The organism is Cupriavidus basilensis OR16, assembly GCF_000243095.1.
GTDB lineage: Bacteria > Pseudomonadota > Gammaproteobacteria > Burkholderiales > Burkholderiaceae > Cupriavidus > Cupriavidus basilensis_D.
Genome location: NZ_AHJE01000065.1, coordinates 1 through 24,509 on the forward strand (window position 1 = coordinate 1; position 24,509 = coordinate 24,509).

Here is a 24,509-nt window from a genome sequence, read left to right on the forward strand (position 1 = left end):
CGCTCCTACCGCGAAAACCCAAAACCTCCCGACTCTACGTTCGCCAAATGGAAAAATCTGGTTGAACTCCACCACCTAGCTTTACCAGATTTGGTACCCAGCCCTGAAATCTATCAACTAACTCCATCGAGAAACCGCATGCTTGGCAAGTAACCTTCGGGTTGAAATCAGTGGCGTCGCAAGAGGGGAAAATAATCATATTTCTCAGATCTCCCGCAACTGCTTTGGAAAAACAAAATACTTGAACAATAGGAACAAAATACCTCCCACCACGACAATCGCCACCGCCTGCACCACTTGATGCGGAAATCTGAGCTTGTCCGAAAAGACATACAACATAAGTATATTCGCGCCATATCCGATAAATTGCGCGATTACGTAACGTAGCAAGACGTATAACTTTCCGCCCTTATATGAGAACGAATACCGCGCGTGCCCGAAGTAGGCGGTCAAGACGCCAATGGGATACAGCATCGTCACTGCAAGTTTAGGATCGAGCCAAAGCCATGTCACCGCGAGATAGATCACATAGCCCAGAAGATTGTTCAGGACGCCAACAATGCCATAGCGAACTATTTGGGCCAATTGCGGATATACGCCACTCCTCGCGAGCATCTTAATTACCAACCAAGGCACGTAGTTGCTGTCGATCAATCTTTCCATTCGAGTTCTTCGGCAACTTCGGCATCAGGACAAGTTTGTTCGGCATCATGTAATCCACTCGATCAGAACAGGCGACAAATCCAACAAGCTTTCCGTAAGCGGCGTTGGCGCGATGGTAAATCACGGCGGCCTGGCTTACGTCGGACAATTTGACCAAGGCATGCTCGATTTCCTCCAATTCGATGCGATAGCCCATGTGCTTGATCTGGTTGTCTTTACGCCCGATAAAATAAAGCTTTCCATCTGTCTCTCGCACTAGGTCGCCGGTACGGTACATGCGCTTCATATAACGCGTGGATTCGGAGAGGGTATGAAAAGCGTCAGTAGTCCGTTGCAGGTCGTTAAAGTAGCCCGCGGCCACATTGGGACCAATCAAGCATAGTTCCCCACTGACGGCATCGAGATCTTCATCGTTCAGGATACGATAATCAAAATTCGAATTCAAATGGCCCAGTGACGGTAGACCTTCCATTTCATGAAAATCTTCGTCGGCAAGCGTGTAAGCGCTGCAAATACAAGTACATTCGGTCGGGCCGTAAACATTGACGAGTTCGGCCTGTCGAGAAAAGATGTCGTAAAGTCTCTTCAATTCGACTTTGGGATATCCCTCGCCGCCGAAGACAATGGTGCGTAACAATGGCAGAGCGTCGGCAGTAAGCGCCTTCATAGCCATGAGATAAATCAGCAGGGAGGGCACCGAAAACCAGATGGTGCAAGCCATTTTCCCGACATAGGCCACCAAGTCATAAGGACTAGCGAGAATTTCTCTAGGAACAGGACTAAGCGAAGCCCCCGAAAACATTCCGACGAAAAAATCAAAAGCGGAATTATCGAAATACATGGGGCTCAGGTTCGCAAAATTATCCTGATCGGTGATACTGAAACGGTTCTGACCCCAAGAAATGAAATGCAAGACATTCTGATGCGTTACTGCCACACCTTTAGGCACGCCCGTGGATCCTGACGTGAACATGATGTAGGCAATGCACGCACCATCAACCATGCGCGACAGACGCAGTTGCTCCTGACGTTCGGCATCCGTGACTTGCGGCAATTGGTCGTCAGCCAACACTAACAGTTGGCAACCCTGGATACTCGCCAATTCCTCCATGGTCGTTTGGTAGTCCGGGGCATCGAAAAACAGCAGCGACGCGCCACTAACTTGAAGCATGCTGGAAGTGCGTGCCATGGGTGAAGCGACGTCAATGTTCACGTAAGCAATTCCCAGTCGCAGCGCAGCGAGCATCAGTGCATAGGACAAAGGCCGCTTATTGTGACCAATGGCAATGACGTCACCGCGGCGAAGCCCCTTGGACAAGAGTACCGCCGTTAATTGATCAACCCATTGCGCCACCTCCCGATACTCATATTCACGTTCGGGATAGCGCAACGCTGGCCGCTGCGCATGGGTAGCCAGGAGTTCATCAAATAACAGCCCCAGATTGTAATGGTGGGTAGGCACGGCAAAAAGTCCGTTTAAAGAATTATTTGTTGATGGTAAAAAAAGGATAGGCCGCCATGGCCGGGACAAACCCGATCGATCGACATAGTGCCATGGAGCCTGAATTATTGGCAAAACAGTCCCACAGCGGTTGTAGGCCTGCATCTCGGCAGTTTTGGTTGAAGAGCATTACGACGAATTTACCGAGGCCCAGATGCCGATATTCCGGCAAGGTAAGCACGTCGATTTCAGCACGACCGTCCGCAACAGCCGCAGCATAGCAAATAGCCGCCATCTCGCCTTTGACAAGCGCCACGGCGGCGTGGGCCTTGGCAATGAAATCATCTGGCGATCGCCAAAATCGACTGACAACACCGAATCGGCGCTCAATCTCCGCCACATTGGATTGATCCACGTAACCGGCTCTCGTCTCCGTATTTAACACCTGACCGTGAAGACTTTGGAGCGAGCCCCTCTCGGAATCGAAGACGAAGCGCTGACGGTAAGAGCGCAAGGCATCGGAATCGCCAGAGCGAAGAAAGGCCGGCAGATACGGTGTGTACAGGCGAACCTTTGCGGCGGCAAATTGCTTGTCCACTAGCAGATATTGCCGCAATGCGTTTTCGAATTCGGGCGTGGGCGTACCGAAGATCTGAGCGAACCCAAAAGCATGCTCGACATAGACCTGCCTTGGTGCAACCGCGTGATCGGCGTAAACCACACCGTCTTGCTCGTCGTTCAATACTGAACCAATCAACGGAAAAAATGCCTCGTTGGTTCGATAAAGCGCGAAGGCTGCACCACCGCTCGCCTTTTGAAGCTTCACCATGTCAGATCGTCAGTCCGCCGTTAACATTCAACACTACGCCGGTCATAAAATCATTTTCGATTACAGCTGCCACTGCTTTGGCCACTTCGTCGACTTCACCCAACCTCCGCAGAGGCGTATTGCTCTGGATATGTTGCAAGGCCGCCTCGCTCAGCGCCTGGCGCGTCGATTCAGTGCCAATAAAACCGGGCGCTATCGCATTGCAGCGTATCCCCCAACGCCCCAATTCCTTGGACCAGGTGACTGTCATTGCGTTAACGCCCGCTTTTGCCGCGGAATACGCGGTCTGGCCTTCGTTGCCGCAGGCACTAATGGAGCTGATATTGATAATCGCGCCCTTGGTCCGCCGCAGGACCATTTGTTCAACTGCGGCCGAGGTCATGATGAAAACCGAATCGAGATTGACGGTCAATGAATCGCGAAAGCGGCCGTAGTCATGCATGATCCCAGCCGGATTCATGACGTTGACAAAGGGTTCACTGAAAATCACGCCGGCGTTATTGACCAGGATATCTATCCTGCCATGTTGCGCGACGATAGCGGCCATTACGGCTTTGGCCTCGTCTGGGCTTGTCACATCCAAAACCTGTTGCGCCAGATACTCGGGCAGGCTGTTCAGAGCCTTGGCATCCCGATCCGCCACGATTACGGTGGCGCCCCGCTCGTGCAAATGCATCGCGATGGCCAGCCCTAGCCCCCTGACCCCACCGGTGACTAGTGCAATCGCGCCTTTAATCTGCAAGATCTACTCCCTTTTCCTTCAACACTTCGATGATATTCGCGACGGAAACCATCCTGATGATGTCAGGAATGACGAGTGATATGTCGTATTCGCTTTCCAGGGACAACACCAAATCCATTTGTTTTAGGGAGTCCCAAGTGCCGACGTCGGCTTTTGTCAGTTCGGGCCGAATCTCGGACTGCCGCAGTTGGAAGACGCTGGCTAGAATGCCCGTCAGACGCCTATTCATATCAAACTCCAAAATATTTTATATAATCTTCCGACGAATAGCGGATTGGTTCGGCAGACCGCGCTAGATGAACTGCATGCGACTTGGTGTCTTTGGAAATCAGCGCGCTCGCACCAACGACATTGTATTCGCCCACCGTCACCTCGTTGACCACCGTCGCGTTCACGCCCACAAAGCTGTTGCGTAGTACCTTAGCCTGGCCGGAAATAACCGTCCCGGATGCAATCCAGCAGTTCTCTGCCACGAGACTGTGGTGCGCCAAGGTAACGTTACACCAGACCATGGTGTTGGCGCCGAGACGAACACCCGGTTCGATGACGGCGGAGGGAAGTACTACACAGCCTTCGCCCAAAGGGTGCTCGGTGTACACGCAAGCATCTGGATGGACGTATGTTTCCACGGTGTAGCCCATGCCTTTTAAGCGTAGGAACAACGACTCGCGTACTCGGTTGAGATCGTTGTAACCGATCGCCATCAAGACCCGGCAACTCTCCGGCGCGAAGGTCTCCTGTAGCTGGGACAATCCGATGGTTGTCAGCCCCTCAAAGCCACCCTGTGCAACGAACTCGTCATCGACGGTGAACCCAACCACCTCATATCGGCTATCGCCTCGTAGGTAGGAGTTCAGGATGCTCGCCGTGATCGCGTTGCCCACAAGGACTATTTTCATCATGTCGGTATCTCCATAACTGCCAGCCCGAAACCAGTTTTTCCATAACCGTTTCCGTTGTAAAGCATATACATCAACCCCCGGTGCTCAAAGATATAAGGATAACAAATCATTTCGCTATCCCAACCTTCGGCGGAGACATCGATGCCGGAGATCGCATCATTGCGCAGCCAATGGCGGCCGTCCGTTGACGATGCAAAACCGATGCGGTAGGTCTCAATGTCTTTTGAACTCCCGTGTCAGCGTCAGGTTGTCGGGGTCCAGAATTACGCGTCCCGTATCGCAAATCCAAAGAGTGTCCGGTAGATTTTGCCAACCGACGTAATACAGATATACTTTTCCATTGTGCTCAACAAAACAAACGCTGATCACACCATCGCAATCAAAATACCCCGGTTCACCGTAGCGCAAAGCCAGTTTAGGCTCGCCCAATAATTTCATGTTTCCCTCGGCCACCGTCGCGTACGAGAGAAATATATGTGAACGCTGATTCGAATCGCGCCGAGTGAATGCGATGACGAAAAGGTCGTCCTTGTAGTGCACAGCACATGGATGTGAGCCATGGCTGAAATCCGTGCCAGCAGGCTCAAAAATCTGACCCATTTTCATCCAAGGGAAGGGCCTGCTTTCAGTCACGAAGTGTTTCATTTGGCATTCTTCTCCGCATCGACAGCGGGCAAGCCACGACGGAGCAACGATTCGATGCACTCAACGCGACTCAGGCCCAGACGTTCCGCCTCTGCGTAAATATGATCTCGCAGGGTAGGATCCACTCCTTCGAGCTGCCCGAAGTAGCGAGTACGGATGCTACCGCCTCGCATTCCGAGATGAGGGACGTCGATATTGATGTGAAGCGGCTGGTCGGCGACGGAAAACTCAATGACGTAGAAACAGTTGCTTAGTTCCCAGCTCAATCTGACCGACTTGGCAGACTCAGGCAGCAGTCCAAGGGGAACCTTGCAAGCGTACAATGGATTGTTCCGAATGAGCATCTTCCCAAACTCGGTGTCACTGAGCCATGGCGCCAAACCCTCGTCGCCTATCACTACCTTGCCACCGGGTCTGACGACTCGATTCATTTCAGCGATACCTTTGCGGATATCCGGAAAGAGGTTGATGCCGCCAAAATGATAGGCCGCGTCGAAGTAGCCGTCCTGAAAAGGCAGGTTCGTTGCATCGCTGACGGAAAAGTGCAACTCCAAATCGGAATGGGCCAAATCAGCCTGATGGCGCTCCACTCCGGCCAAAAGCATCTGCTGAGCAATGTCCTGAGCGAAGATTTCACCCTGCCCCCCCAGGCTTCTGGCCAGATAAGGGAGATCGTTACCGGCACCGGCGCCGGTAACCAGCACTTTGTTTCCCTTATCAAGTTGCAGCCGTGCCACCAGACTCTCTCTAAGGCTGGCTTCATCTGTTTCAAAAGTGGCAAATACCCATCGTAGCGCGTTATCGTGCACTACCGCGGCGTTCTGTCGCGCGTACTCGTTGGCATCCTCAGGTTCTTTTGCGAAAACGGGTACATTCGTCCCTGGTGCAAACGCAAAGAAATGTCCGTTGGCACAGGACAATCCTGCAGGACCATGAATTAAACGCGCCCGATTGCATCGGGCTTCGGTACAGCAATACATTGACTGATCAGTCATAACTCAACTCTTTTGGCAAACAACCCAGAACACGCGTTCGGAGACATCGTAGTAGTTGTTATCGGCAAATCCAAACGAGAAATTCGAAAAATGAGGTGAAAAATATTTTTCGATTTCCGATTTCTCAGAAAAAGCATGCAGACGGTAACCGTTCCGGTTGCCATACGGGTCGGCATTGATCATAAGTGACCCATCTGCCAGTTCCACCGCGTCCTTGAAAATATAAGAGGACTTACATGCAACCGATGCCACGAGATAGCCACCTCTTTTTAATACACGAGCATATTCGGCAAGGTTGTCGGCAAAAGATTCACCTTCATCACAATAATAGCAACAATGGCAGGCAAGTATGTAATCAAAATACTCATTGTCGAACGGAATGTCGCTATTCCTTCCCACTCGCAAGTCCGCAGCGTGCCCTAGCGTCTCCAGCCGCTCACAGGTCTGATCCACAATACCCTGGGTAATCTCGATGCCGCTGACAGCAAATCCCTGATCACAGAGGAAAGCCGTGTTTCTGCCGTCGCCGAAGGCAATATCAAGTACGTGATCGCCAGCGGCGGGGCGCCTAAATTTAAGCCCCGGGTAATTGGCCAGAAACGTGCGCACAACGAATTCGGTGGGATAAACTTTGACACCCTTTTTTTGTGCGTAAAAATGTTCGTAGCTGGTATTAATGTTGTGAGTTTGATCGCCCATAGACATCCCTGACAATGGTGTGAGGCCGTTGTTTCGTTTCAGAAAAGATCTTTGAAAGATAGATTCCGATAACACCAACGAAAGAAATGGTCATGCCGCCAAGGACCCAGATGGAGACCATAACCGACGTCCATCCGTCCACGGCCTGAGACAGCAGCAGTCTGTAGAAGACAAGGTGGCCGGCATACGCCATTGCACAAACAAATATAATTATTCCCACGTAGAAAATCAGTCTCAGCGGCACCTCGCTAAACGAGGTTATGGCATTCGTTGCATGCCCGATTTTTTTCGACAGGTTATAAGTTGAGCTACTGGATGCGTGTTTTTTGACGATCTTTTCGCATTGCTTGAAGCCGGCACTCACCCACAAACACGAAATGACTAGCTCGCGCTCCCTGTATCGCAGCAAAGCGTCTACATAGCGGCGACTCATCAATCTCGCCGTGACGATATTTCTGGGGTGGTCAATAGCACACAACCAATTAAAGATCGAGTAATATATTTCTCCACTCCATTTTTCAAACCAGTTGCCTTTTCTCTCCTGCTGCCTACCGTAGACCACGTCCGCGCTTTCGGCTAACATCTTCGCGGAGAACTCAAGCAACCATTCTGGCTCCTCCTCCAAGTCGCTGTCGATAAGAAAAACCCTCTCTCCCAGAGTATGCTCTAGCCCCGCCATCATTGCCTTGTGATGACCAAAGTTTCGGGAAAGATCGACCACAACGACATGACTATCGCTTCGCGCCAACTCTATGGCGAGGTCAAGACTATTGTCAGGAGACCCGTCGTTCACGTAAACGATTTCATAATCGTCGCCGACAAGTTGTTTGGCGGCAGCGCTGGCACGTCGGTGGAACTCAGGGATGTGGGGCGTCGATTGATAGAGAGTGGCAACGATCGAAAGCTTCATGCGCGCACATACCTCATGTAGTGGGGAGCCTCTTTCCCGCAGTTGAAAGCAAGTCGAGGATAGTAACAGTGTGCGCGAGCTCAACCCAGCGACGGGCATTCCGGATATCGAGGGGAATCAAGCCATGTTAGGTTGATACCGCGCGCCGCAAATACGCTCTCGTAGATGTACTCGCTGGCTGAAGGATCCGACAAATATTCCGCGCCGCCGGCCTGCGCACAAAGGATGGCGAGACGCTCCGTCTTGCCATCGTGCACGGGGGATCCGAAGAATTACTTAGCTTGGTTCCGATGCGGAGGTGACTGCACGCGGCTTCGACGAAGCATCAATTCAATGGCGACAGGTGTGTATAGCTCCCAAAACCCTAGAGTAGCTCAGGCCACTCAGCAATTGCATCCAAGTGTGGAGCACGACGGTAGTTCTGCACCAATGCTTTCCAATACGCCATCACCCAGCCTGCGCCGTCGATCTCACTTTCCCTGATTTTCTGATGATATCTACCCTTCACCGGAACCGGCATCCTCATCCACCGCAATCCTTGCGGGTTTTTATCCGATCGCGGTGCTGGCGGCCTCGGACAGTCTATTACATGTCGTCGTGCATGGCAAGCTGTTCGCCGCCTGCTTCAATCCAGGTGTGCTGGCAACATCCTGTAGAAAGTCATTCACGCCAACGACCGTTTAAGTACCAAAAGAATGCAACACGACACTAGCAGGCTGCTGAAATACCATTTCGCCCCCCCCGATTGAAGCCTGCCAAGGGAGTGCCCTACCCCTCGACCGGGCAGAGAAAATCGACCGCGCAGCTTTCTACAAGGTTGTCAACTCTACGCCGAGGTTCGAAAAGCAGTATTTCAGCAGCCTGCTAGAGCATAGACCAGCCGTCGGGAATGCCCGCTGCACCCCCTGAGCCAGCCCGTCAAGCGATTCTATCGGGAAGCGCGAGGCATCGGAGAAGAGCCAAGCCCCGCTTCCTCAACGTGTTCAAATAGATGTTCTCGTCGTACGGTGTTCCTTTCGGCCAGCAGCGGTACAGGATCCGTGTCTACTTGAATACCAATGCGCTGACGGCAGCTTGAAATGAGCTGCCTTTGGCTCACAGCCGCGATAACGCCATCTGCTCGAGCGTCACCGGCTATTTTAGGAAGAAGCTCATTCGACGATCACTCCCCTTTTGTTGCTCGCGTTGCGTTGGCTAGTACGTCCACGACCCGATCCTGCTGCGCCCTCGTCAACCCGACCCAGAGCGGTAGACGAATCAGGCGCTCGGATTGCCGGTCAGTTATATCAAGCGACCCACATGTACGGCCGTAGCGTTGCCCCGCTGGCGAAGAGTGCAGCGGAACGTAGTGAAAAACTGAGGAAATTTGATTGCGCTTTAACTCGCTTAACACTGCCTGTCGATCGATCTCGGGGGATAGCAGCACGTAATACATATGCGCGTTGTGCTGGCAGTCCTCGGGTATGATCGGACGACGTAGCGCACCCTTCGATTCAAGTTCAGCAAGTGCCGCGTGGTAGTACTCCCAACTGGACATGCGTTGATCCGTGATTGCCTGCGCATCCTCGAGCTGAGCCCAAAGGAACGCTGCAATGAGTTCGCCGGGCAGGAAGGACGAACCCACTTCCTGCCATGTATATTTGTCGACTTCGCCGCGAAAGAAGCGGCTCCGGTCAGTGCCTTTTTCTCGAACGATCTCAGCACGTCGAGCGAGTTCCGGGTCGTTGACAAGCAACGCGCCGCCTTCACCAGAAATTACATTCTTGGTCTCGTGAAAGCTAAACGCCCCTAGGTCCCCAATACTCCCTAGCGCTCGCCCTTTGTATCCAGCCATGACGCCTTGTGCGGCATCTTCGACCACCTTCAGCCCATGAAGCCCGGCGATATCCATTATGTCGTCCATTGCGCAGGCCACGCCCGCGTAGTGCACCGGCACAATCGCTTTGGTGCGGGGCGTAATCGCCGCTTCGATTAGCCGCTCGTCCAAATTCAACGTATCTTTTCGAATATCTACAAACACCGGCACACCGCCGCGCAACACGAACGCGTTAGCCGTGGAAACGAAGGTGTAGGAGGGCATGATCACTTCATCTCCCGGCTGGATGTCCAGCAACAACGCAGTCATTTCCAACGCCGCTGTGCAGGAATGAGTAAGCAGAGCTTTTGAGCAGCCGACATTCTCTTCGAGCCAAGTATGGCAAAGTTTCGTGAACGGGCCATCGCCAGCTAACATGTTGCCGAACTTAGCCTCGGCGATGTAATAAAGCTCCTTACCAGTCATGTAAGGCCGATTGAACTGGATTTTCTCATTGCTCACTTCAAATCTCCACCGCAGACGCGAATACATTACAAGGATTGGAAAGAATGGCTCTCACCCGCTACCTGCTGGGCGAACGTACTCGTGCGCCGACGAAATTCTGATATATAGGCCGCCGACTGACAGGGCATCGCAACGATAGAAAGCCTCATGTGCGAACATGCCTATAATCAAACCAGGTGAGTTTTATGTCCCGCTGGGCGAACACACTTTCTTCAATGTAGTCCTTGGCAGACGGCCCGGAGATGTACTCGCTGCCGCCGGCCTCAGCACAGAGATTCGCGAGACGTTCAGTTTTTCCCTCTTCTAGCGTGTAGTCCCAAGAATTCGAGATGACGGTTTCGATGTTCAGGTACCGGCAGATGGCCTCGATAAACCGGCGATTCAACTGGGAGAGCTGCGCATAGGATTCCCCGATATATAGAGGTTCGAGCCACGTTGCAATTTCGTGGAAATAGGGGGCGCGGCGATAATTCTGAGTGAATGCTCTCCAGTGATCCGAGGCCCATTGGGAACCGTCAATCTCCGTTTCCCTGATCTTCTGATGATATTTTCCCTTTACGTGCACTGGGACCGTGAGCCACTGCACCCCCTGTGCTGTCTTAATCTGGTTGCGATTGCGCCAATCTCGCCGCGTGTATTGCATGTCATCGTAGAGTATGAATTCGTCCACGGCGGAGATCATGTCGAAGTACCCTTTCCACGGGATGTAGTTAGACTGAACGATGGCGACTTTTTTCATTATTTCGGCGTCCCTCGGACTGTGCACGCAGCGGTGGCTACGTTGGTTAGCGCGTTGGCAATCAATAGCGAAATCAATTTTTCCGGAAACTGATAGGGTTCGTAATTATCGGAACAATGGGTAGTCAAGACCGGCAGGCTGTGTGCGTGATGGTAAGCGCGCACCAGATGGTCCGATGCAGCCTTCGATGCGGAATACGGGCTGTTCGGGGCATATGGCGTGTTTTCCGAGAACGGCGTACCTATCGGCTCAAGTGACCCGAATACCTCATCGGTTGAAATATGGAGAAAGCGGAATCGATCGCGCTCTGCGACCGGCATTGTGGTCCAATAGGTACGCGTTGCTTCCAGCAGGCTGAACGCCCCCCCGATATTGGTCTGGATGAAATCATCCGGCGCGTGTATGGAGCGGTCAACATGCCTTTCGGCAGCAAAGTGAACCACTGCGTGAGGGCGGAACTCCGCAAACAACTGATCCAGCCGTGCCTGATCACATATGTCCGAGCGCGAGAAGATGTGGCGCGCGTCATCGTAAAGTGACGCCAAGCTCATCAGATTGCCTGCGTAGGTCAACTTATCCAAGTTAGCGATGGCATCAGCCTTGTCGGCGTGCAGCCAATCCAGGACAAAGTTAGCACCAATAAAGCCAGCCCCACCCGTAACAAAAATATGCGACAACCCGTGCCCCGCTTAAGATCTGATCCGTATTTCGACGGCATATGCCTTGAACCGTCGAGAGAATGGCAGAGTCTAGAGTCTGCCCCGAGTGGCCGTATTCTATCCGAAGCGATTCGCGGTCCGAACCGATACCGCCGTTCGCCAGCAACAGGACAGCTGGCCGCGCTCGTCGCGGGATCGCATGAACACGAAATCACCAACACTGTATTTGCCCGCCCTCGATAGCCGATAGGATCCGAAATGACCAGACAGAAATTCGCCATTGGGGACCTGCAAGGCTGCTCAGCATCGTTCCTCGAGTTGCTCGAGCGACTTCCCCCGGCAGCGGAACTGCGCTTTGTTGGAGACCTCGTCAACCGCGGACCAGCTTCTGCAGAGACCCTTCGGCGCGTCCGCCAGCTCGGCAAGTGCGCCGAGTCCGTGCTCGGCAACCACGACATCCACCTGCTGGCCGTGGCCGCCGGCGTGCGTAAAAGCGGCCGCAGCGACACTTTGGCCGATATCCTCGAAGCGCCGGATTGCGATGAATTGCTCACTTGGCTAAGGCATCGCCCCCTGGCCATCCACGAAGACGGCTTCCTGCTCGTGCACGCGGGCGTGCTTCCGAAGTGGACCGCAGAGCAGACCATGGCCCTGGCAGCAGAAGTGGAGCGTGAACTGCGTGGCCCGGGCTGGAAGGCGTTCCTGGCCGACATCTTCGGCAATGCGGCGGACCGGTGGGACCCGGCCTTGCGGGGCATCGAGCGTCACCGTGTCGTGATCAACGCCCTGACCCGCCTGCGCTTTTGCAATGCCGACGGCGTGATGGACCTCAAGGCCAAGGAAGGTCCCGGCAGCACGCCGGCTGGCTTCATGCCCTGGTTCGATGTGCCTGGACGGCGCACCGAAGACACCACGGTGGTGTGCGGGCATTGGTCCACGCTCGGACTGGTGATGCGCCCCAACCTGATGGCGCTGGATACTGGATGTGTCTGGGGTGGCAAGCTCACCGCCGCGCGCCTGGCGGCGGATCCGGCTGAACGCACGCTGATCCAGGTGGAGTGCCCGCAGTATTGCGATCCGCTGGCTTGAGCCGATCAGGCAGCCGGCGCGGGAGAATCCGCGCTCACATCGCCTTCGCTGAAGGATCGCTCGCTCTCGCGCCCGTCGTTCACCCGCACCGCGAGTTCCACTGCGTGCTGTTGCGCGCCCTGGCTCAGATAGCTCACTACCGCGCGAGCCGCCTCGGCCAGGTCGCGCCGGCTGGCGCTGGTGGCGGTGAGGGCTGGCGCAAAGCATAGCCTGGCGGTGATCGGCGGCGCCCGCAGGATCGCATCGAGCGTTTCCAGCAGGCTCAGGTCGCCGATATAGGCTGGCGCCAGCGTCGGCTGACCCGTCGCGGCATCCAGGTAAGCCAGCCCGACCGGCTGCACCGGCAGCCCGCCCGATATCGGCGCTTGCATCAGGTTGGCATGGAACGGCAGCACGCTGCTGCCATCCGTGGTTGTGCCTTCCGGGAACACGCAGACCAGATCGCCCTGCAGCATCACATCGGTAATGGCATGCAGCACGCGATGCGCGTCGCGCTTGCGCGCGCGTTCGATGAAGATGGTGCCCGTCTGCCCGCACAGCCAGCCGATTACCGGCCAGTCGCGGATCTCTGATTTGGCGACGAAGCGCACGGGCTGCCAGCTATTGATGACGTAGATATCCAGCCATGAAATATGGTTTGATACCACCATCGCGCCATGCGGCATGGCCTGCCCCGGCTGCAGTCCCTGCACCTCGAGCGTCACCCCGCAGATCCGCAGCAGCCGACGCGACCAACGCCGGATATGCCATTGCCGTGACTCGACGCCGAGCCAGGGGAACAGCACCGCGCAGGTCACGAGGCCGCGCAGCAGATGGAGGATCAGGGCGGATTTGCGCAGCCAGATCATGCCTGCCTCGCTGGCGAACGCACCTGGACCATCTTGTCCGACTTCCCTCGGCCCGACATGGCGCTCAGTGCAGTTCGTAGACGACGTGGCCGCCGACCAGCGTGGTGCGCACGCGGCCGCGCATGTCGTAGCCGAGCCATGGCGAGTTCTTGCCCTGGCTCTTGAGCGCGCGCCGCTCCACCTTCCACTCCTGGTCGGGATGGAAGATGCAGATATCGGCCGCGCTGCCTGTCACCAGCGTGCCGGCAGCCAGGCCGAGCACGCGGGCCGGCTCGGCGGTGATGCGGGCGAGCGCCTTGCCCAGCGGCACCTTGTGCTCCTCGGCCCAGCGCAGCGTCAGCGGCAGCAGCAGTTCCAGCCCGGTGGCACCAGGCGAGGCCTCGGCGAAAGGCAGCAGTTTTTCGTCATCGTCCACGGGTGTGTGGTCCGAGCACAGTGCGTCGATGGTGCCGTCGGCCAGGCCGGCCACGATGGCGTCGCGATCGCGCGCGCTGCGTAGCGGCGGCGAGAAGCGCATCTGCGAGTTGAAGTAGCCGATGTCCATGTCGGTCAGCGACACGTGGTGGATGTTGACATCGCAGCTCACCTTGAGGCCTTCGCGCTTGGCCTGGCGCACCAGCTCGATGCCGGCGGCCGACGACAGGCGGCACAGGTGCACGCGCGCGCCGGAGGCGCGCATCAGCTCGAAGATGGTGTGCAGGCGCACGGTTTCGGCGATGACGGACATCCCGGACAGGCCCAGGCGCGAAGCCACGGCGCCGCTGGCGGCCACGCCGCCGCCGAGGTAAGGGTCTTCCGGTCGCAGCCAGACCGTGAAGCCGAAGGTCTGCGCGTACTGCAGGGCGCGCAGCAGCACCTGGGTGTTGCGGATCGGCGCTTCGGCCTGCGAGAAGCCGATGCACCCTGCCTCGGTCAACTGCGACATCTCGGTCAGCGTCTCGCCCTTCAGGCCCAGCGTCAGCGCGCCCAGCGGATACACGTGGGTCTGGTTGAGCGTACGGGCGCGGTACTTGAGCATCTCGACCAGGCCGGGCTCGTCGAGCACGGGGTCGGTATCGGGCGGGCAGACCAGGCTGGTCACGCCGCCGGCGGTGGCTGCCGCCACTTCGGATTCGAGCGTAGCCTTGTATTCATAGCCTGGCTCGCGCAGCCGCGCGGAAAGGTCGACCAGGCCTGGGCAAACGATCAGTCCGCTGGCGTCGATGGTCTTGTTGGCGTGGAAGTCGGCCGGCGCGCTGCCCACGCCGACGATCTTGCCGGCGGCAATGTAGAGGTCTTGCTGCGCATCGACGTTCGCGGCCGGGTCGATCAGGCGGCCGCCCTTGATGTGGATCTTCATATCGTGTCGCTTGGCTTGTATTCGGTTGTTCTGGCTTTGACGCGGTCGTCCGCTGTCACGCTATCAGTCGTGGTTTCCGGCCACGATGCCCATCACGGCCATGCGTACCGCAATGCCGAAGGTCACCTGGTTGAGGATCACGGACTGCGGGCCGTCGGCCACGGCGGAGTCGATCTCCACGCCGCGGTTCATCGGGCCCGGGTGCATCACGATGGCATCGGGCTTGGCCAGCGCCAGGCGGTCGGGCGTGAGGCCATAGGCCTTGAAGTATTCCTGCGCCGAGGGCAGCAGCGCACCGCTCATGCGCTCGTTCTGCAGGCGCAGCATGATCACCACGTCCACGCCCTTCATCCCCTCCTCCATATTGTGGAAGACGCGCACGCCCATCTGCTCCAGCCCCGACGGCAGCAGCGTGCGCGGGCCGATGGCGCGCACTTCGGGCACGCCCAGCGTGGTCAGCGCGTGGATGTCGGAGCGCGCCACGCGGGAGTGCAGGATGTCACCCACGATGGCGACCGTGAGGTTGGTGAAATCCTTCTTGTAATGGCGGATCGTGTACATGTCGAGCAGCCCCTGCGTGGGGTGCGCATGGCGGCCGTCGCCGGCGTTGATGACATGGACATGGGGCGCGACATGCTCGGCGATCAGGTACGGCGCGCCGGAACTGGCGTGGCGCACCACGAACATGTCGGCCGACATCGCCGACAAGTTGTTGATGGTGTCGAGCAGCGACTCGCCCTTGCTGGTGGACGAGGCGTTGATGTTCAGGTTGAGCACGTCCGCGGAGAGCCGCTTGGCGGCGATCTCGAAGGTGGTGCGGGTGCGCGTGGAGTTCTCGAAGAACAGGTTGAACACGCTTTTGCCGCGCAACAGCGGCACCTTCTTCACTTCGCGGTCCGAGTCGGACAGCGAGACGAACTGGCTGGCAGTGTCGAGGATGTGCGCGACCATCTCGCGCGACAAGCCCTCGATCGAAAGCAGATGCTTGAGCTCGCCGTTCTTGGTCAGTTGCGGGTTGCGGAACGTCTTGATCATGGCAGGTAGAAAGGGCCGGGCGGTGGCGTTGACTGGTCTGGGCAGGTCTGGGTCTGGCTTGCCGGCGCGCCGTTGCGGGCGCGCCGGCCGGTGGGCTGGGCAGGCTTAGTTGCCGGTGGCCTCGTCGGCAAAGGCGAAGCGCATGTCGGAGCCGGTGCCCTCGAACGACAGCACCAGCGTGGTCCCGGGCGGCAACGCGACGTGCGCGGCGGCAAAATCCGCGGCCGCCGGCAGTTCGCGGCCGCCGCGGTCGACCAGCACGGCCAGCGCCACGCGGGCCGGGCGCCCATAGTCGAACAGTTCGTTGACGGCGGCGCGGATGGTGCGCCCGGTGGCGAGCACGTCGTCGATCAGCAGGATCTTGCCGTCTTGCACGTCAAAGGGCAGCGTGGTCGGCTGGGCCTGGCTGTGCAGGCCCTTCTTGGCATAGTCGTCGCGGTGGAAGGCGACGTTGATGACCCCGTGGGCCGCCAGTTGCAGGTCGGCGGCCAGCCGTTCAGCAATCCAGGCACCGCCTGAATAGATGCCGGCGACCGACCATTGCGCGCGCTCGGCTTCGGGCAGCGCGGCCTGCACCTGGTCACGCAGCGTACGGTAGAGCGCCTCGGCGTCGAGAGAGGAAGTCAGGGTCATAGCGGATGCTGGTCGAAATACTGTTGCAGGATGATGCTGGCGGCCTCGGCATCGAGCGCGCCCTTGCGGGCACCGGCCATCTCGGCGGCGATCGACGTGTAGCTTTCGTCCACCCACGCCACCGGCAGGCCGAAGCGGCCGTTCAACTGGTTGCCAAAGCGGCGTGCGAGCCGCATCGAAGGCTGCTGCGTGCCGTCCGGGTTGGTGGGCATGCCCACTACCAGTTGCACCGGCGCCCATTCTTCGATGAGCGCAGTCACCGCCTCGAAGCGGCCTTCCACGGTGATATTGGGGATGATGACAAGCGCACGGGCATCGCGCGTGACGAAGTTGCCGAGAGCGACGCCGATCTTCTTTTCGCCGTAATCGAAGGCCAGGACGGTGCCGTCGGCGGGCAACTGGCGCGGCGCTGGCGTCGCGCCGTCCTCAGGCATGCCCAGCCTCGCCCGAGAGCATGGTGAAGTCGATGCCCAACAGGCGTATGGCGGCGGCGAAACGTTCCCACCCCAGCCGGCATAGCCGAGCGTGAGCAGGAAGCGTTGCGGGCCGCTGCCGTTGGCCACGGCCTCCAGCACGTCCTTGGAGGTGGTCATCTCGAGTCCGCCGGGCACGGCCAGCGACGAGACATAGATGCCAACCGGATCATGCAGCACGAAACCGCGCTCGGTCTGCACCGGCCCGCCAAAATAGACAGGCTGCTGCGCCACCGGCTGGATCTCCAGCTTGAGGTCGATCTTGTCGAACAAGGTGGCCATATCGATGTCGATAGGCCGATTGATCACCAGGCCCAGCGCGCCGCGGTCATTGTGCTCGCACAAGTAGACAACGGAACCCGAAAAAGTCGGGTCTGCCATGCCGGGCATGGCAATCAGGAACTGATTGGTGAGATTGATTGGGGCTTCCAGCGTCGCCATTCCTGCATTTTATCAAATCGTTGCCATCCGTCCGGAAAAGATTCGTGGATGCCGCATTGCAGCATCCCGGCGCTTGCCCGGCGCACTTATTTGCCTGCATCTTTGCTCGCTTGCCGCCGCCGGCTTATTCCTTGCGCGTCAGGGCGATCAGGTCTTCCGGCGTGAGCCAGCGCCAGTCCCCCAGCGCCAGGGTCGGTTCCAGCACCAGCCCGCCGATGGCGCTGCGGTGCAGGGCTTCCACATGGTTGCCAGCCGCGGCCACCATGCGCTTGACCTGGTGGTACTTGCCCTCGGTCAGGCTGAGGCGCAGGCTGCGCTCGCCGGTAGCCTCGCAGGCGGCCGCCGCGATCGGAGCCGGCTCGTCCTCCAGCTGCACGCCGGCCACCAGGGCATCGACCTGCTCTTGGGTGACCGGCTCGGCGGTCGTCACTTCATAGACCTTGGGCACCTTCTTCTTGGGCGAGGTCTGGGCGTGGATGAACTGGCCGTCGTCCGAGAGCAGCAGCAGGCCGGTGGTGTCCTGGTCAAGCCGGCCGACCGCCTGCACCTCGCGCTGGCGCAACGGCACCGGCAGCAGGTTGTACACACTGGGATGGTGGCGCGGGCGCTGCGAGCACTCGTAGCCCACCGGCTTGTTCAACAGGATGTAGGCCTTGGCGTGGCCGATCCATTCCTCGCCGTCCACGGTCAGGCGCAGACCGTCGACCTCGAACTTGGCGCCCGGGTCCTCGCACAGGGTGCCATCGACCTCGACCAGGCCGGCGCCGATCAGGTCACCGCAATAGCGGCGGGTGCCAAAGCCCTGGGATTGGAGGATGCGGTCGAGTGTCATGGCCATGGCTTGCTTCTTGATATCTGGATTGCTGGATTGCTGGATTGCGGGTCGGCTCGTCCGGCGCTGCGCGCCTGACGCTATGGTAGGGTAACAGGCTTCGCCAGCCCAATTCGCGGAGCGCCCGATCTTGCCCACCTTCCCCTCCGATGCGCGCCAGCCCTACCGGATCGACCGGCAGTTTGAGCGCGGCCTGGTGTGGTTCCGCCGTGACCTGCGCGCCGACGATCACGCGGCGCTGCATTATGCCCTCAAGCACTGCCGCCAGGTATGGTGCGTGTTCGTATTCGACCGCGAGATCCTGGATCCGCTGCTGGCGCGCGGGCTGACGGCCGACCGCCGGGTAGCGTTCATCCTGGCCTGCCTGGCGCCGCTTGGCGATGCCCTGCGCGCGGCCGGCGGTGGCCTGATGGTGCTCAACGGCCATGCCCGCGCGTCCATTCCCGAGCTGGCCGCCGAGCTTGGCGTCAGCGCCGTGTTCGCCAACCGCGACTACGAGCCCGCCGCGCTGGCCCGCGATGCCGAGGTCAGGCAAGCGCTGGCGGACCAGTCCTGCGCCTTCTTCAGCTTCAAGGACCAGGTGATCTTCGAGCGCGGCGAGATCCTGACCGGCCAGGGCAAGCCCTTCTCGGTCTTCACGCCCTACAAGAACGCCTGGCTCAAGGCCCTGCTCCCGTTCGACCTCAAGCCTTACCCGGTCGAGCCCTACCTGAAGTCACTGGCCACCCCGCCGAAGGCTTGCGTGCGGCCGCTGCCCACGCTGGAGGCACTGGGCTTCGCCCCCTCCAACCTGGCCGAGATCGCCATGCCCGCCGGCAGCACCGGCGCCCACGCGCTGTTCGACGAGTTCTGCGAGCGCATGGGCGACTACACGCGCCGGCGCGACTTCCCCGCCTGCGCGGCCCGAGCTACCTGTCGGTACACCTGCGTTTTGGCACCCTGTCGATCCGCACGCTCGCCCGCACCGCCCACGCCGCCACGCTGCGCGGCGACGCCGCGAGCGCCGGCGCCGCTACCTGGCTGTCGGAGCTGATCTGGCGCGATTTCTACTTCATGATCTTGCACCACCACCCCCGGGTCGCCGCGGGGCATGCCTTCCACCCCGCCTGCGATGCCATCCGGTGGATCGACGGCGACACCGGCGAGCGCTACTTCCAGGCCTGGTGCGACGCCAGGACCGGCTACCCGCTGGTGGACGCCGCCATGCTGCAGATCCGGCAAAGCGGCTACATGCACAATCGGCTGCGCATGGTGGCGGCAAGCTTCCTGGTCAAGGACCTGGGCGTGGACTGGCGGCGCGGCGAACAGTACTTCGCCGACCAGCTCAACGACTTCGACTTCTCCGCCAACAACGGTGGCTGGCAATGGGCCGCCTCCACCGGCTGCGACGCCCAGCCCTACTTCCGCATCTTCAACCCGACCACGCAGTCGGAGAAATTCGACCCGCAGGGACGCTTCATCCGCAAGTACCTGCCGCAACTGGCGCGCCTGCCGGACAAGTACATACACGCGCCATGGACGGCATCAGAGGACGTGTTGCTGGCGGCTGGGGTCAAGCTAGGGGAAAACTATCCGCGGCCGATCGTGCAACACGACGTGGCACGCAAGGAGACCCTGGCGCGGTATGCGGTAGTGAGGTAGTAAAGGAGAGGCGAGGCGAGGAACCGACTCTGCACAGTCCGATGGTGACTGAGAACCGAAGAGCCGTAAGCGACGATTCATTGTGGCCGTGTCTCCCGCCCGGAGGGCGGGAGACACCCGTGCGCGATGCGAAGCGAGCCGTCGAGGTGTGCCAAGGCCGTATGGGGCGCCTCGGCCGCCCCGCAGGGGTGGTGAAACCGCAGTTGAAGTTGCAGTTAAGCCCTTGAAGCAGAAGCTGATTTTGCAGTTGCAGTTGCAGTTGCAGTTGCAGTCGACATCAATCCCGACCCAACTCCTCAAGCCGCCAGAATCGCACTCTCCCGATAATGCCGCTGAGCCTCCTCGGGCCTCTCGGTCTCCTCAAACATCTTGGCCAACGCCAGGTGCGCCCGAACCCGCAGCCTGCGCTGCGAATCCACATCCGCATACCGCAGCGCCCGCTCGAAGCTGGATTGCGCCTTGCCCCAGAGCTTCTCGCCAAGGCAAAGCACGCCCAGCGCAAAGTACAGATCCGCATCGACCGGATGCTGCGTCAGCCATTTCTCGGCCTGCTGGATCTGCGGCAGCGCACGACCTGGCTCAGCGCATTCGGCATAGCGCAACACCAGCCGGCTGTCCCAGTTGACCTTGAGCGCGTCTTCCACGATCTTGCGGGCCTCGTCCTGCCGGCCCAGCGCCGCGAAATAGCGCGCCGCGGGCTCGGCGATGCGGGCCGCCCGGCGTTCGTCGGTGGACAGTGAACGCCAGAAGTCCTGCAGGCCTTCCACGTCGTGGCGGCGCTCCTCCAGCAAGGCCTCGCAGGCCAGCTGCTTGAGCCGCAGCGCCAGCACCGGATGCAGGGCGTTGCGCTTTTCCAGCGAGCGCGCCAGGCGCAGGACTTCGGTCCAGTTCTTGAGGTGCTGGTGGGCACGCAGCGCAATGCGCTGCACATGGATCTGGCGCGCGCCCTGGGCCTGCAGCTGCGCGATGGTTTCCAGCGCGCCGTCGGCATCGCGGGCGTCGACCAGCAACTCGGCCATCGAGACCAGCCGCGCCTGCTCGCGCTCGGGATCGGTCACCTGCGCCATCCAGGCGTCGCGCCGCTCGGTCTCCTGCATGCGGTGCGCCGCGCGGGCACCGATCAGCGCCGCGGTCTGGGCTTGCTCGGGCCAGGCCTGGGCCTCGCGCGCGGTGCGCTCGGCACGGGCGAAGCGGCCGGCAAACAGGTTCTCGATGGACTCGCGCAACGCCAACTGCGCGCGATTCATGCGGCTGCGCTCGCGGTAGGCCGCGGCGCGCGCCGGCATCTCGGACAGGTGGCGCACGGTGCCGAGGATGGTCCAGACCACGAAGAACGCCAGCAACAGCAGCGCCAGCGCCAGGTTCAGCGACAGCTCGACCCGGTAAGGCGGGTAGAACAGGACCAGGTTGCTCTGGTTGAATTGCGTGAACAGCGCGAGCCCGACCGCGCCACCAAACAGGATAGCTACCCAGAAAAGAAGCCGCATGCGCTACTCCTTCTTGAGCGCCTGCAGCGCGCCGAGGCTTTCCGCCATGGTAGGCAACTGCACCGTCACGGCGCCTGCCTGGGCCTGCTTGAGCAGGGTCAGCACGGCCTGCACGCGGCGCGACTTGGTGTCGCAATAGCGCCCGATCATGGCTTGCGCGGCCCCCAGGTCATTGCGGAACACCGGCTCGTTGCGCGACAGCAGCGCCAGGCGCGCGTTGAGCAGGCGCAGCTTGACGTTTTCGCGCAGGAACCAGCCCTGGTCGCCGGTCAGCAACAATGCCTGGGCATCGTCCACGCGGCGGATGCGGATGACCTGCATCAGTTCGTCGCGCACAGTGCCCCACAGGCGGCCGAACCAGTTGCCGAGCGCGTTGCCGGCCGGCACCGCCTCGTCCTTGGCGGCATTCTTGCCGGCCTTGGCGCCGGCTGGCTTGGCGGGCTTGTCGACGGCCTCGGCTTTGGCGTCCGACTTGCGCGCATCGGCTTCGCTACGCTCGAGCATGCGCTCGCTCGACAGCAGCGGCAGCGTGTCGATCTGGTTGATGGCTTCGTCGAGCTTGATGGCGGCACCGGTCAGGTCCGTATCCGGCACCGCCTTCATGCGCGCCACATCGCGGGCGATGGCCCGGCGCAGCAGGTTGTATTGCGGCTTGTCGGTCCGTGCAAGGCGCGTGTCGGCGCTTTGCAGCGCGGCCAGCGCGACCTGCACGTTGCCCGTGAGCTGGAGTTGCTGGCCGGCGTTGGTGAGCAGTTGCTGGATCTCCGCGATCTCCCAGTCGTCGCGGTTGCGCATCAGGTCCTGGTAGACCTGCTCCAGCGCGGATTGCTTGTCGCGCGCCTCGCCTACCTGGCCGTCCAGCGCGCCGACCTTGGCCTGCAGTTCCTTGACGGTGTCTTGCGCGTTGCGCGAGAGCACCCGGGTTTCCTGCACCAGCGCATCGTTGCTCTGCTGGCGCCGCGCCAGCTCCTGGGTCAGGCGGTCCACGCGCTGCGCTGCAGCCACCAGAAGCCGCCGCCGATGGCGAGGATCAGCAGGAACAGCAGCAACCACCATGGATTGACGCGGGGCGCGCCGCGCGCGGGCAGCGGAACGCCAGCCGCCGGAGGCGGGCTGGAGACGGGAGGAGCGGTATTGTCTTGCGTCACGCGATCGACCTTCGTTGACGTTGCGGGCGGTGGGTTGAATGGTGGTGCTGCCGGGAGCGGTGGCGGCACCATGGCGAGCGGGACGGGCGCGGCGACAGCCGGCGGCGCCGCGACAGGCATCGGCGCCGGCGGGCCGGCATGCGCCTGCGCCCACTGGCGGCAAGCCGCCAGCAGGCCTTCGTCTCCGGGTGCCGCGCGCAGCAGGTGCGAGAACCCGAGGGCCAAGGCCTGTTCGGCGATTCTCGCATGGGGCGCGATGCACTGCACCTGGCGCAGGCATGCAAGCTCTTGCGGGCTCAGGGCCTGGCGCGCCATCTCATCGAGATTGCGCACAGCTTCGGAACTGGTCAGCAGCCAGGCCTGCGGTGCCGCACCCGGCTTGAGAGCGTCGCGCACGGCTTGCCATTGCATGCTGCCGGGCGTGGGGACCGAGCGCTGGTAGGCCTCGACCGCCTGCACCTCGGCGCCGGTGGCGCGCAGGCGCTCGGCCAGCCAGTCGCGTCCGCCGTTGCCACGGATGATCAGGACCTGGCGCCCGGCAAGCGCCCCAGCGCCAAGCTGGGCTTCGAGCTGCTGCCACAGGGCCTCGGAATCGAAACGCGCCGCGGCACCGTCGCCACCGTTGGCGGCATCGCCGTTGTCTGCCTCATGGCCAGTCGTACAGCCAGCCGGGGCGATCACGCGGTGGCTGGGCGCGGCAATGCCGCGCTCGGCCAGCGCAGCCACGCTGGCGGGGCCAACCACGGCTACCGCCACGGATGAAGGCCATTGCGGCGCGGGCTTGTCCTGCATCTGGGCCAGCGCGTCGAGCGCAAAGGCCACGGCATTGGGACTGACGAAGACCACCAGCGCAAAGTCCGGCAGTTGCGCCAGCGCCGCGCGCAAAGGGGCATCGTCGGCCACGGGGCCGATCGCCAGCAGGGGAAAGCCAAGCACGTCCAGGCCGGCGGCCGACAAGGCCTCGGTAAGTTGCCGGGACTGCCCGGCGGGTCGTGTTACAACGACGGTCGGGCGGGGCATGGGCCGGTCTCAGGCAGGGGCTTGAGGGGACGCCGGATCCACCAGCGCCGCGAGAATGTCGGCCGCGCCCTGCCCCAGCAGGTCCTGGGCGACGGCCTTGCCCAGCGCTTCGGCCTGGCTGGACGCCTCGGCGCCCGCCACCACGGCGGCGGACTGGGCCCGCACGCAGCGGCTGCCGTCGGGCAGCGCCACGAACGCGTCGATGTGCAACTGGCTGCCATCCCAGCGTGCATGCGCGGCAAGCGGCACCTGGCACGAACCACCCAGCATGCGCGACACGGCGCGCTCCGCGGTCACGGCCAGCGCGCTGGGCGCATGGTTGAGCGGCGCCAGCCACGCGGCCAGTTCGGGGCGGTTGGCCGGGATCTCGATGCCCAGCGCGCCCTGCCCGGCTGCCGGCAGCGAGCTGACGGGATCCAGCACGGCACGGATACGATCGGCCAGGCCCAGGCGCTTGAGACCGGCGGCGGCCAGGATGATGGCGCCGTAGTTAGATCACCAGGTGGGGATAGCGGGTACGCAACGCGGCCTCGCGGCGCAGGCTGGAGGTGCCTACCACGGTGCCGGCGGGCATCTCGTCCAGCGACGCGAAGCGGCCTGAGACCAGCGCGTCGCGCGGGTCCTCGCGCTCCATGATGGCGGTCAGGGCAAATCCCTCGGGTAACTCCATCGGCACATCCTTGAGGGAGTGCACGGCGAGGTCGGCGCGGCCTTCGGCCATCGCGATCTCGAGTTCCTTGACGAACAGGCCCTTGCCGCCAACCTTGGACAAAGTACGGTCTAGAATCTGATCTCCGCGCGTAGTCATTCCGAGAATGGACACATCGCACGCGGGATAGTATTGTTGCAATGCAGCACGCACATGCTCGGCCTGCCACATAGCCAAACGGCTTTCACGGGAGGCGATGACTAGCTTGCGCGGCGCGGCGCTGGAGGAAGGCAGGGAGACGGATGCTTGCATCCGCCAATGTTAGCACGC

The 24,509-nt window shown here is 60.4% G+C and carries 22 protein-coding genes and 5 pseudogenes; 2 read left to right on the top strand and 25 right to left on the bottom strand.

Annotated features, from left to right (window positions below; genetic code table 11):
* Positions 1-204: 204 nt before the first annotated feature.
* From OR16_RS23385 to OR16_RS23435, 15 genes and pseudogenes are all read right to left on the bottom strand, one after another.
* On the bottom strand, positions 205-663 hold the full coding sequence (locus OR16_RS23385) for a GtrA family protein (protein WP_100227962.1): 459 nt from the start codon (positions 661-663) through the stop codon (positions 205-207).
* Entirely contained in the window at positions 617-2,125 is a 1,509-nt protein-coding gene (locus OR16_RS23390) for an AMP-binding protein (RefSeq protein ID WP_006160496.1), read from the bottom strand. Before OR16_RS23390 ends, OR16_RS23385 begins: the two co-directional genes overlap by 47 nt.
* Before the next feature lie 22 nt (positions 2,126-2,147).
* Entirely contained in the window at positions 2,148-2,933 is a 786-nt protein-coding gene (locus tag OR16_RS23395; RefSeq protein ID WP_006160498.1) for a GNAT family N-acetyltransferase, read from the bottom strand.
* A gap of 1 nt (position 2,934) precedes the next feature.
* Complete coding sequence (locus OR16_RS23400; protein ID WP_006160500.1) at positions 2,935-3,675, bottom strand: SDR family NAD(P)-dependent oxidoreductase; 741 nt, start codon at positions 3,673-3,675, stop codon at positions 2,935-2,937.
* On the bottom strand, positions 3,665-3,904 hold the full coding sequence (locus OR16_RS23405; protein ID WP_006160502.1) for an acyl carrier protein: 240 nt from the start codon (positions 3,902-3,904) through the stop codon (positions 3,665-3,667). The genes OR16_RS23400 and OR16_RS23405 overlap by 11 nt, the downstream gene beginning before the upstream one ends.
* A 1-nt stretch (position 3,905) precedes the next feature.
* Entirely contained in the window at positions 3,906-4,577 is a 672-nt protein-coding gene (locus OR16_RS23410; RefSeq protein WP_006160503.1) for an acetyltransferase, read from the bottom strand.
* 213 nt (positions 4,578-4,790) lie between these two features.
* Positions 4,791-5,222, bottom strand: coding sequence for a hypothetical protein (locus OR16_RS43650; protein ID WP_006160505.1), 432 nt, complete (start codon positions 5,220-5,222; stop codon positions 4,791-4,793).
* Positions 5,219-6,217, bottom strand: a complete 999-nt coding sequence (locus OR16_RS39990; RefSeq protein ID WP_063709609.1) for a class I SAM-dependent methyltransferase — start codon at positions 6,215-6,217, stop codon at positions 5,219-5,221. Before OR16_RS39990 ends, OR16_RS43650 begins: the two co-directional genes overlap by 4 nt.
* A 3-nt stretch (positions 6,218-6,220) precedes the next feature.
* Positions 6,221-6,916, bottom strand: coding sequence for a class I SAM-dependent methyltransferase (locus OR16_RS41725; RefSeq protein ID WP_158001384.1), 696 nt, complete (start codon positions 6,914-6,916; stop codon positions 6,221-6,223).
* Positions 6,891-7,826 (bottom strand): glycosyltransferase family 2 protein, encoded by a 936-nt coding sequence (locus tag OR16_RS23420; protein ID WP_043420808.1) that lies wholly within the window; start codon positions 7,824-7,826, stop codon positions 6,891-6,893. The genes OR16_RS41725 and OR16_RS23420 overlap by 26 nt, the downstream gene beginning before the upstream one ends.
* 80 nt (positions 7,827-7,906) lie before the next feature.
* Positions 7,907-8,083, bottom strand: a complete 177-nt coding sequence (locus OR16_RS48370; protein WP_081488874.1) for a WbqC family protein — start codon at positions 8,081-8,083, stop codon at positions 7,907-7,909.
* Positions 8,084-8,190: 107 nt separating this feature from the next.
* Complete coding sequence (locus OR16_RS48375; protein ID WP_423739678.1) at positions 8,191-8,412, bottom strand: WbqC family protein; 222 nt, start codon at positions 8,410-8,412, stop codon at positions 8,191-8,193.
* Positions 8,413-8,988: 576 nt separating this feature from the next.
* On the bottom strand, positions 8,989-10,143 hold the full coding sequence (gene rffA / locus OR16_RS23425; protein WP_006160513.1) for a dTDP-4-amino-4,6-dideoxygalactose transaminase: 1,155 nt from the start codon (positions 10,141-10,143) through the stop codon (positions 8,989-8,991).
* 148 nt (positions 10,144-10,291) lie between these two features.
* Positions 10,292-10,885, bottom strand: coding sequence for a WbqC family protein (locus tag OR16_RS23430; RefSeq protein WP_006160514.1), 594 nt, complete (start codon positions 10,883-10,885; stop codon positions 10,292-10,294).
* Between the two features lie 44 nt (positions 10,886-10,929).
* Positions 10,930-11,562: pseudogene (locus OR16_RS23435) on the bottom strand (dTDP-glucose 4,6-dehydratase); the annotation flags it as partial.
* A gap of 240 nt (positions 11,563-11,802) precedes the next feature.
* Here OR16_RS23435 and OR16_RS23440 point away from each other — a divergent pair.
* A complete protein-coding gene (locus tag OR16_RS23440) occupies positions 11,803-12,633 on the top strand; it encodes a symmetrical bis(5'-nucleosyl)-tetraphosphatase (RefSeq protein ID WP_006160516.1) in 831 nt (276 codons plus the stop codon).
* 5 nt (positions 12,634-12,638) lie between these two features.
* Here OR16_RS23440 and OR16_RS23445 read toward each other — a convergent pair whose 3' ends face one another.
* The 7 genes and pseudogenes from OR16_RS23445 to OR16_RS23475 all read right to left on the bottom strand — a co-directional run bounded on the left by OR16_RS23445 (position 12,639) and on the right by OR16_RS23475 (position 18,234).
* Positions 12,639-13,481 carry a lysophospholipid acyltransferase family protein gene (locus OR16_RS23445; RefSeq protein WP_006160518.1) on the bottom strand — a complete coding sequence of 281 codons (843 nt, stop codon included), beginning with the start codon at positions 13,479-13,481 and terminating at the stop codon, positions 12,639-12,641.
* 64 nt (positions 13,482-13,545) lie between these two features.
* The gene (locus OR16_RS23450; protein ID WP_006160519.1) at positions 13,546-14,820 is read right to left on the bottom strand and encodes a dihydroorotase; all 1,275 of its coding nucleotides are present in this window, start codon (positions 14,818-14,820) and stop codon (positions 13,546-13,548) included.
* A 63-nt stretch (positions 14,821-14,883) separates the two neighbouring features.
* The gene (locus OR16_RS23455) at positions 14,884-15,855 is read right to left on the bottom strand and encodes an aspartate carbamoyltransferase catalytic subunit (RefSeq protein WP_006160521.1); all 972 of its coding nucleotides are present in this window, start codon (positions 15,853-15,855) and stop codon (positions 14,884-14,886) included.
* 105 nt (positions 15,856-15,960) lie between these two features.
* Positions 15,961-16,488, bottom strand: coding sequence for a bifunctional pyr operon transcriptional regulator/uracil phosphoribosyltransferase PyrR (gene pyrR, locus OR16_RS23460; protein WP_006160523.1), 528 nt, complete (start codon positions 16,486-16,488; stop codon positions 15,961-15,963).
* Positions 16,485-16,922: a Holliday junction resolvase RuvX gene (gene ruvX / locus OR16_RS23465; RefSeq protein WP_043420812.1), complete on the bottom strand. Its 438-nt coding sequence runs from the start codon at positions 16,920-16,922 to the stop codon at positions 16,485-16,487. The genes pyrR and ruvX overlap by 4 nt, the downstream gene beginning before the upstream one ends.
* Positions 16,915-17,402: pseudogene (locus OR16_RS23470) on the bottom strand (YqgE/AlgH family protein). Before OR16_RS23470 ends, ruvX begins: the two are co-directional and overlap by 8 nt.
* Before the next feature lie 124 nt (positions 17,403-17,526).
* Complete coding sequence (locus OR16_RS23475; RefSeq protein ID WP_192816454.1) at positions 17,527-18,234, bottom strand: pseudouridine synthase; 708 nt, start codon at positions 18,232-18,234, stop codon at positions 17,527-17,529.
* A gap of 130 nt (positions 18,235-18,364) precedes the next feature.
* On the opposite strand from OR16_RS23475, the pseudogene OR16_RS23480 reads away from it, so the two are divergent.
* Positions 18,365-19,875: pseudogene (locus tag OR16_RS23480) on the top strand (cryptochrome/photolyase family protein).
* Between the two features lie 296 nt (positions 19,876-20,171).
* Here the strand turns inward: OR16_RS23480 and OR16_RS23485 are convergent.
* The 3 genes and pseudogenes from OR16_RS23485 to hemC all read right to left on the bottom strand — a co-directional run bounded on the left by OR16_RS23485 (position 20,172) and on the right by hemC (position 24,491).
* The gene (locus OR16_RS23485; RefSeq protein ID WP_006160528.1) at positions 20,172-21,362 is read right to left on the bottom strand and encodes a heme biosynthesis protein HemY; all 1,191 of its coding nucleotides are present in this window, start codon (positions 21,360-21,362) and stop codon (positions 20,172-20,174) included.
* 3 nt (positions 21,363-21,365) lie between these two features.
* Positions 21,366-23,530, bottom strand: a pseudogene (gene hemDX / locus OR16_RS23490) (fused uroporphyrinogen-III synthase HemD/membrane protein HemX).
* A gap of 9 nt (positions 23,531-23,539) precedes the next feature.
* Positions 23,540-24,491 (bottom strand): annotated as a pseudogene (hemC, locus tag OR16_RS23495) (hydroxymethylbilane synthase).
* Positions 24,492-24,509: the final 18 nt, after the last annotated feature.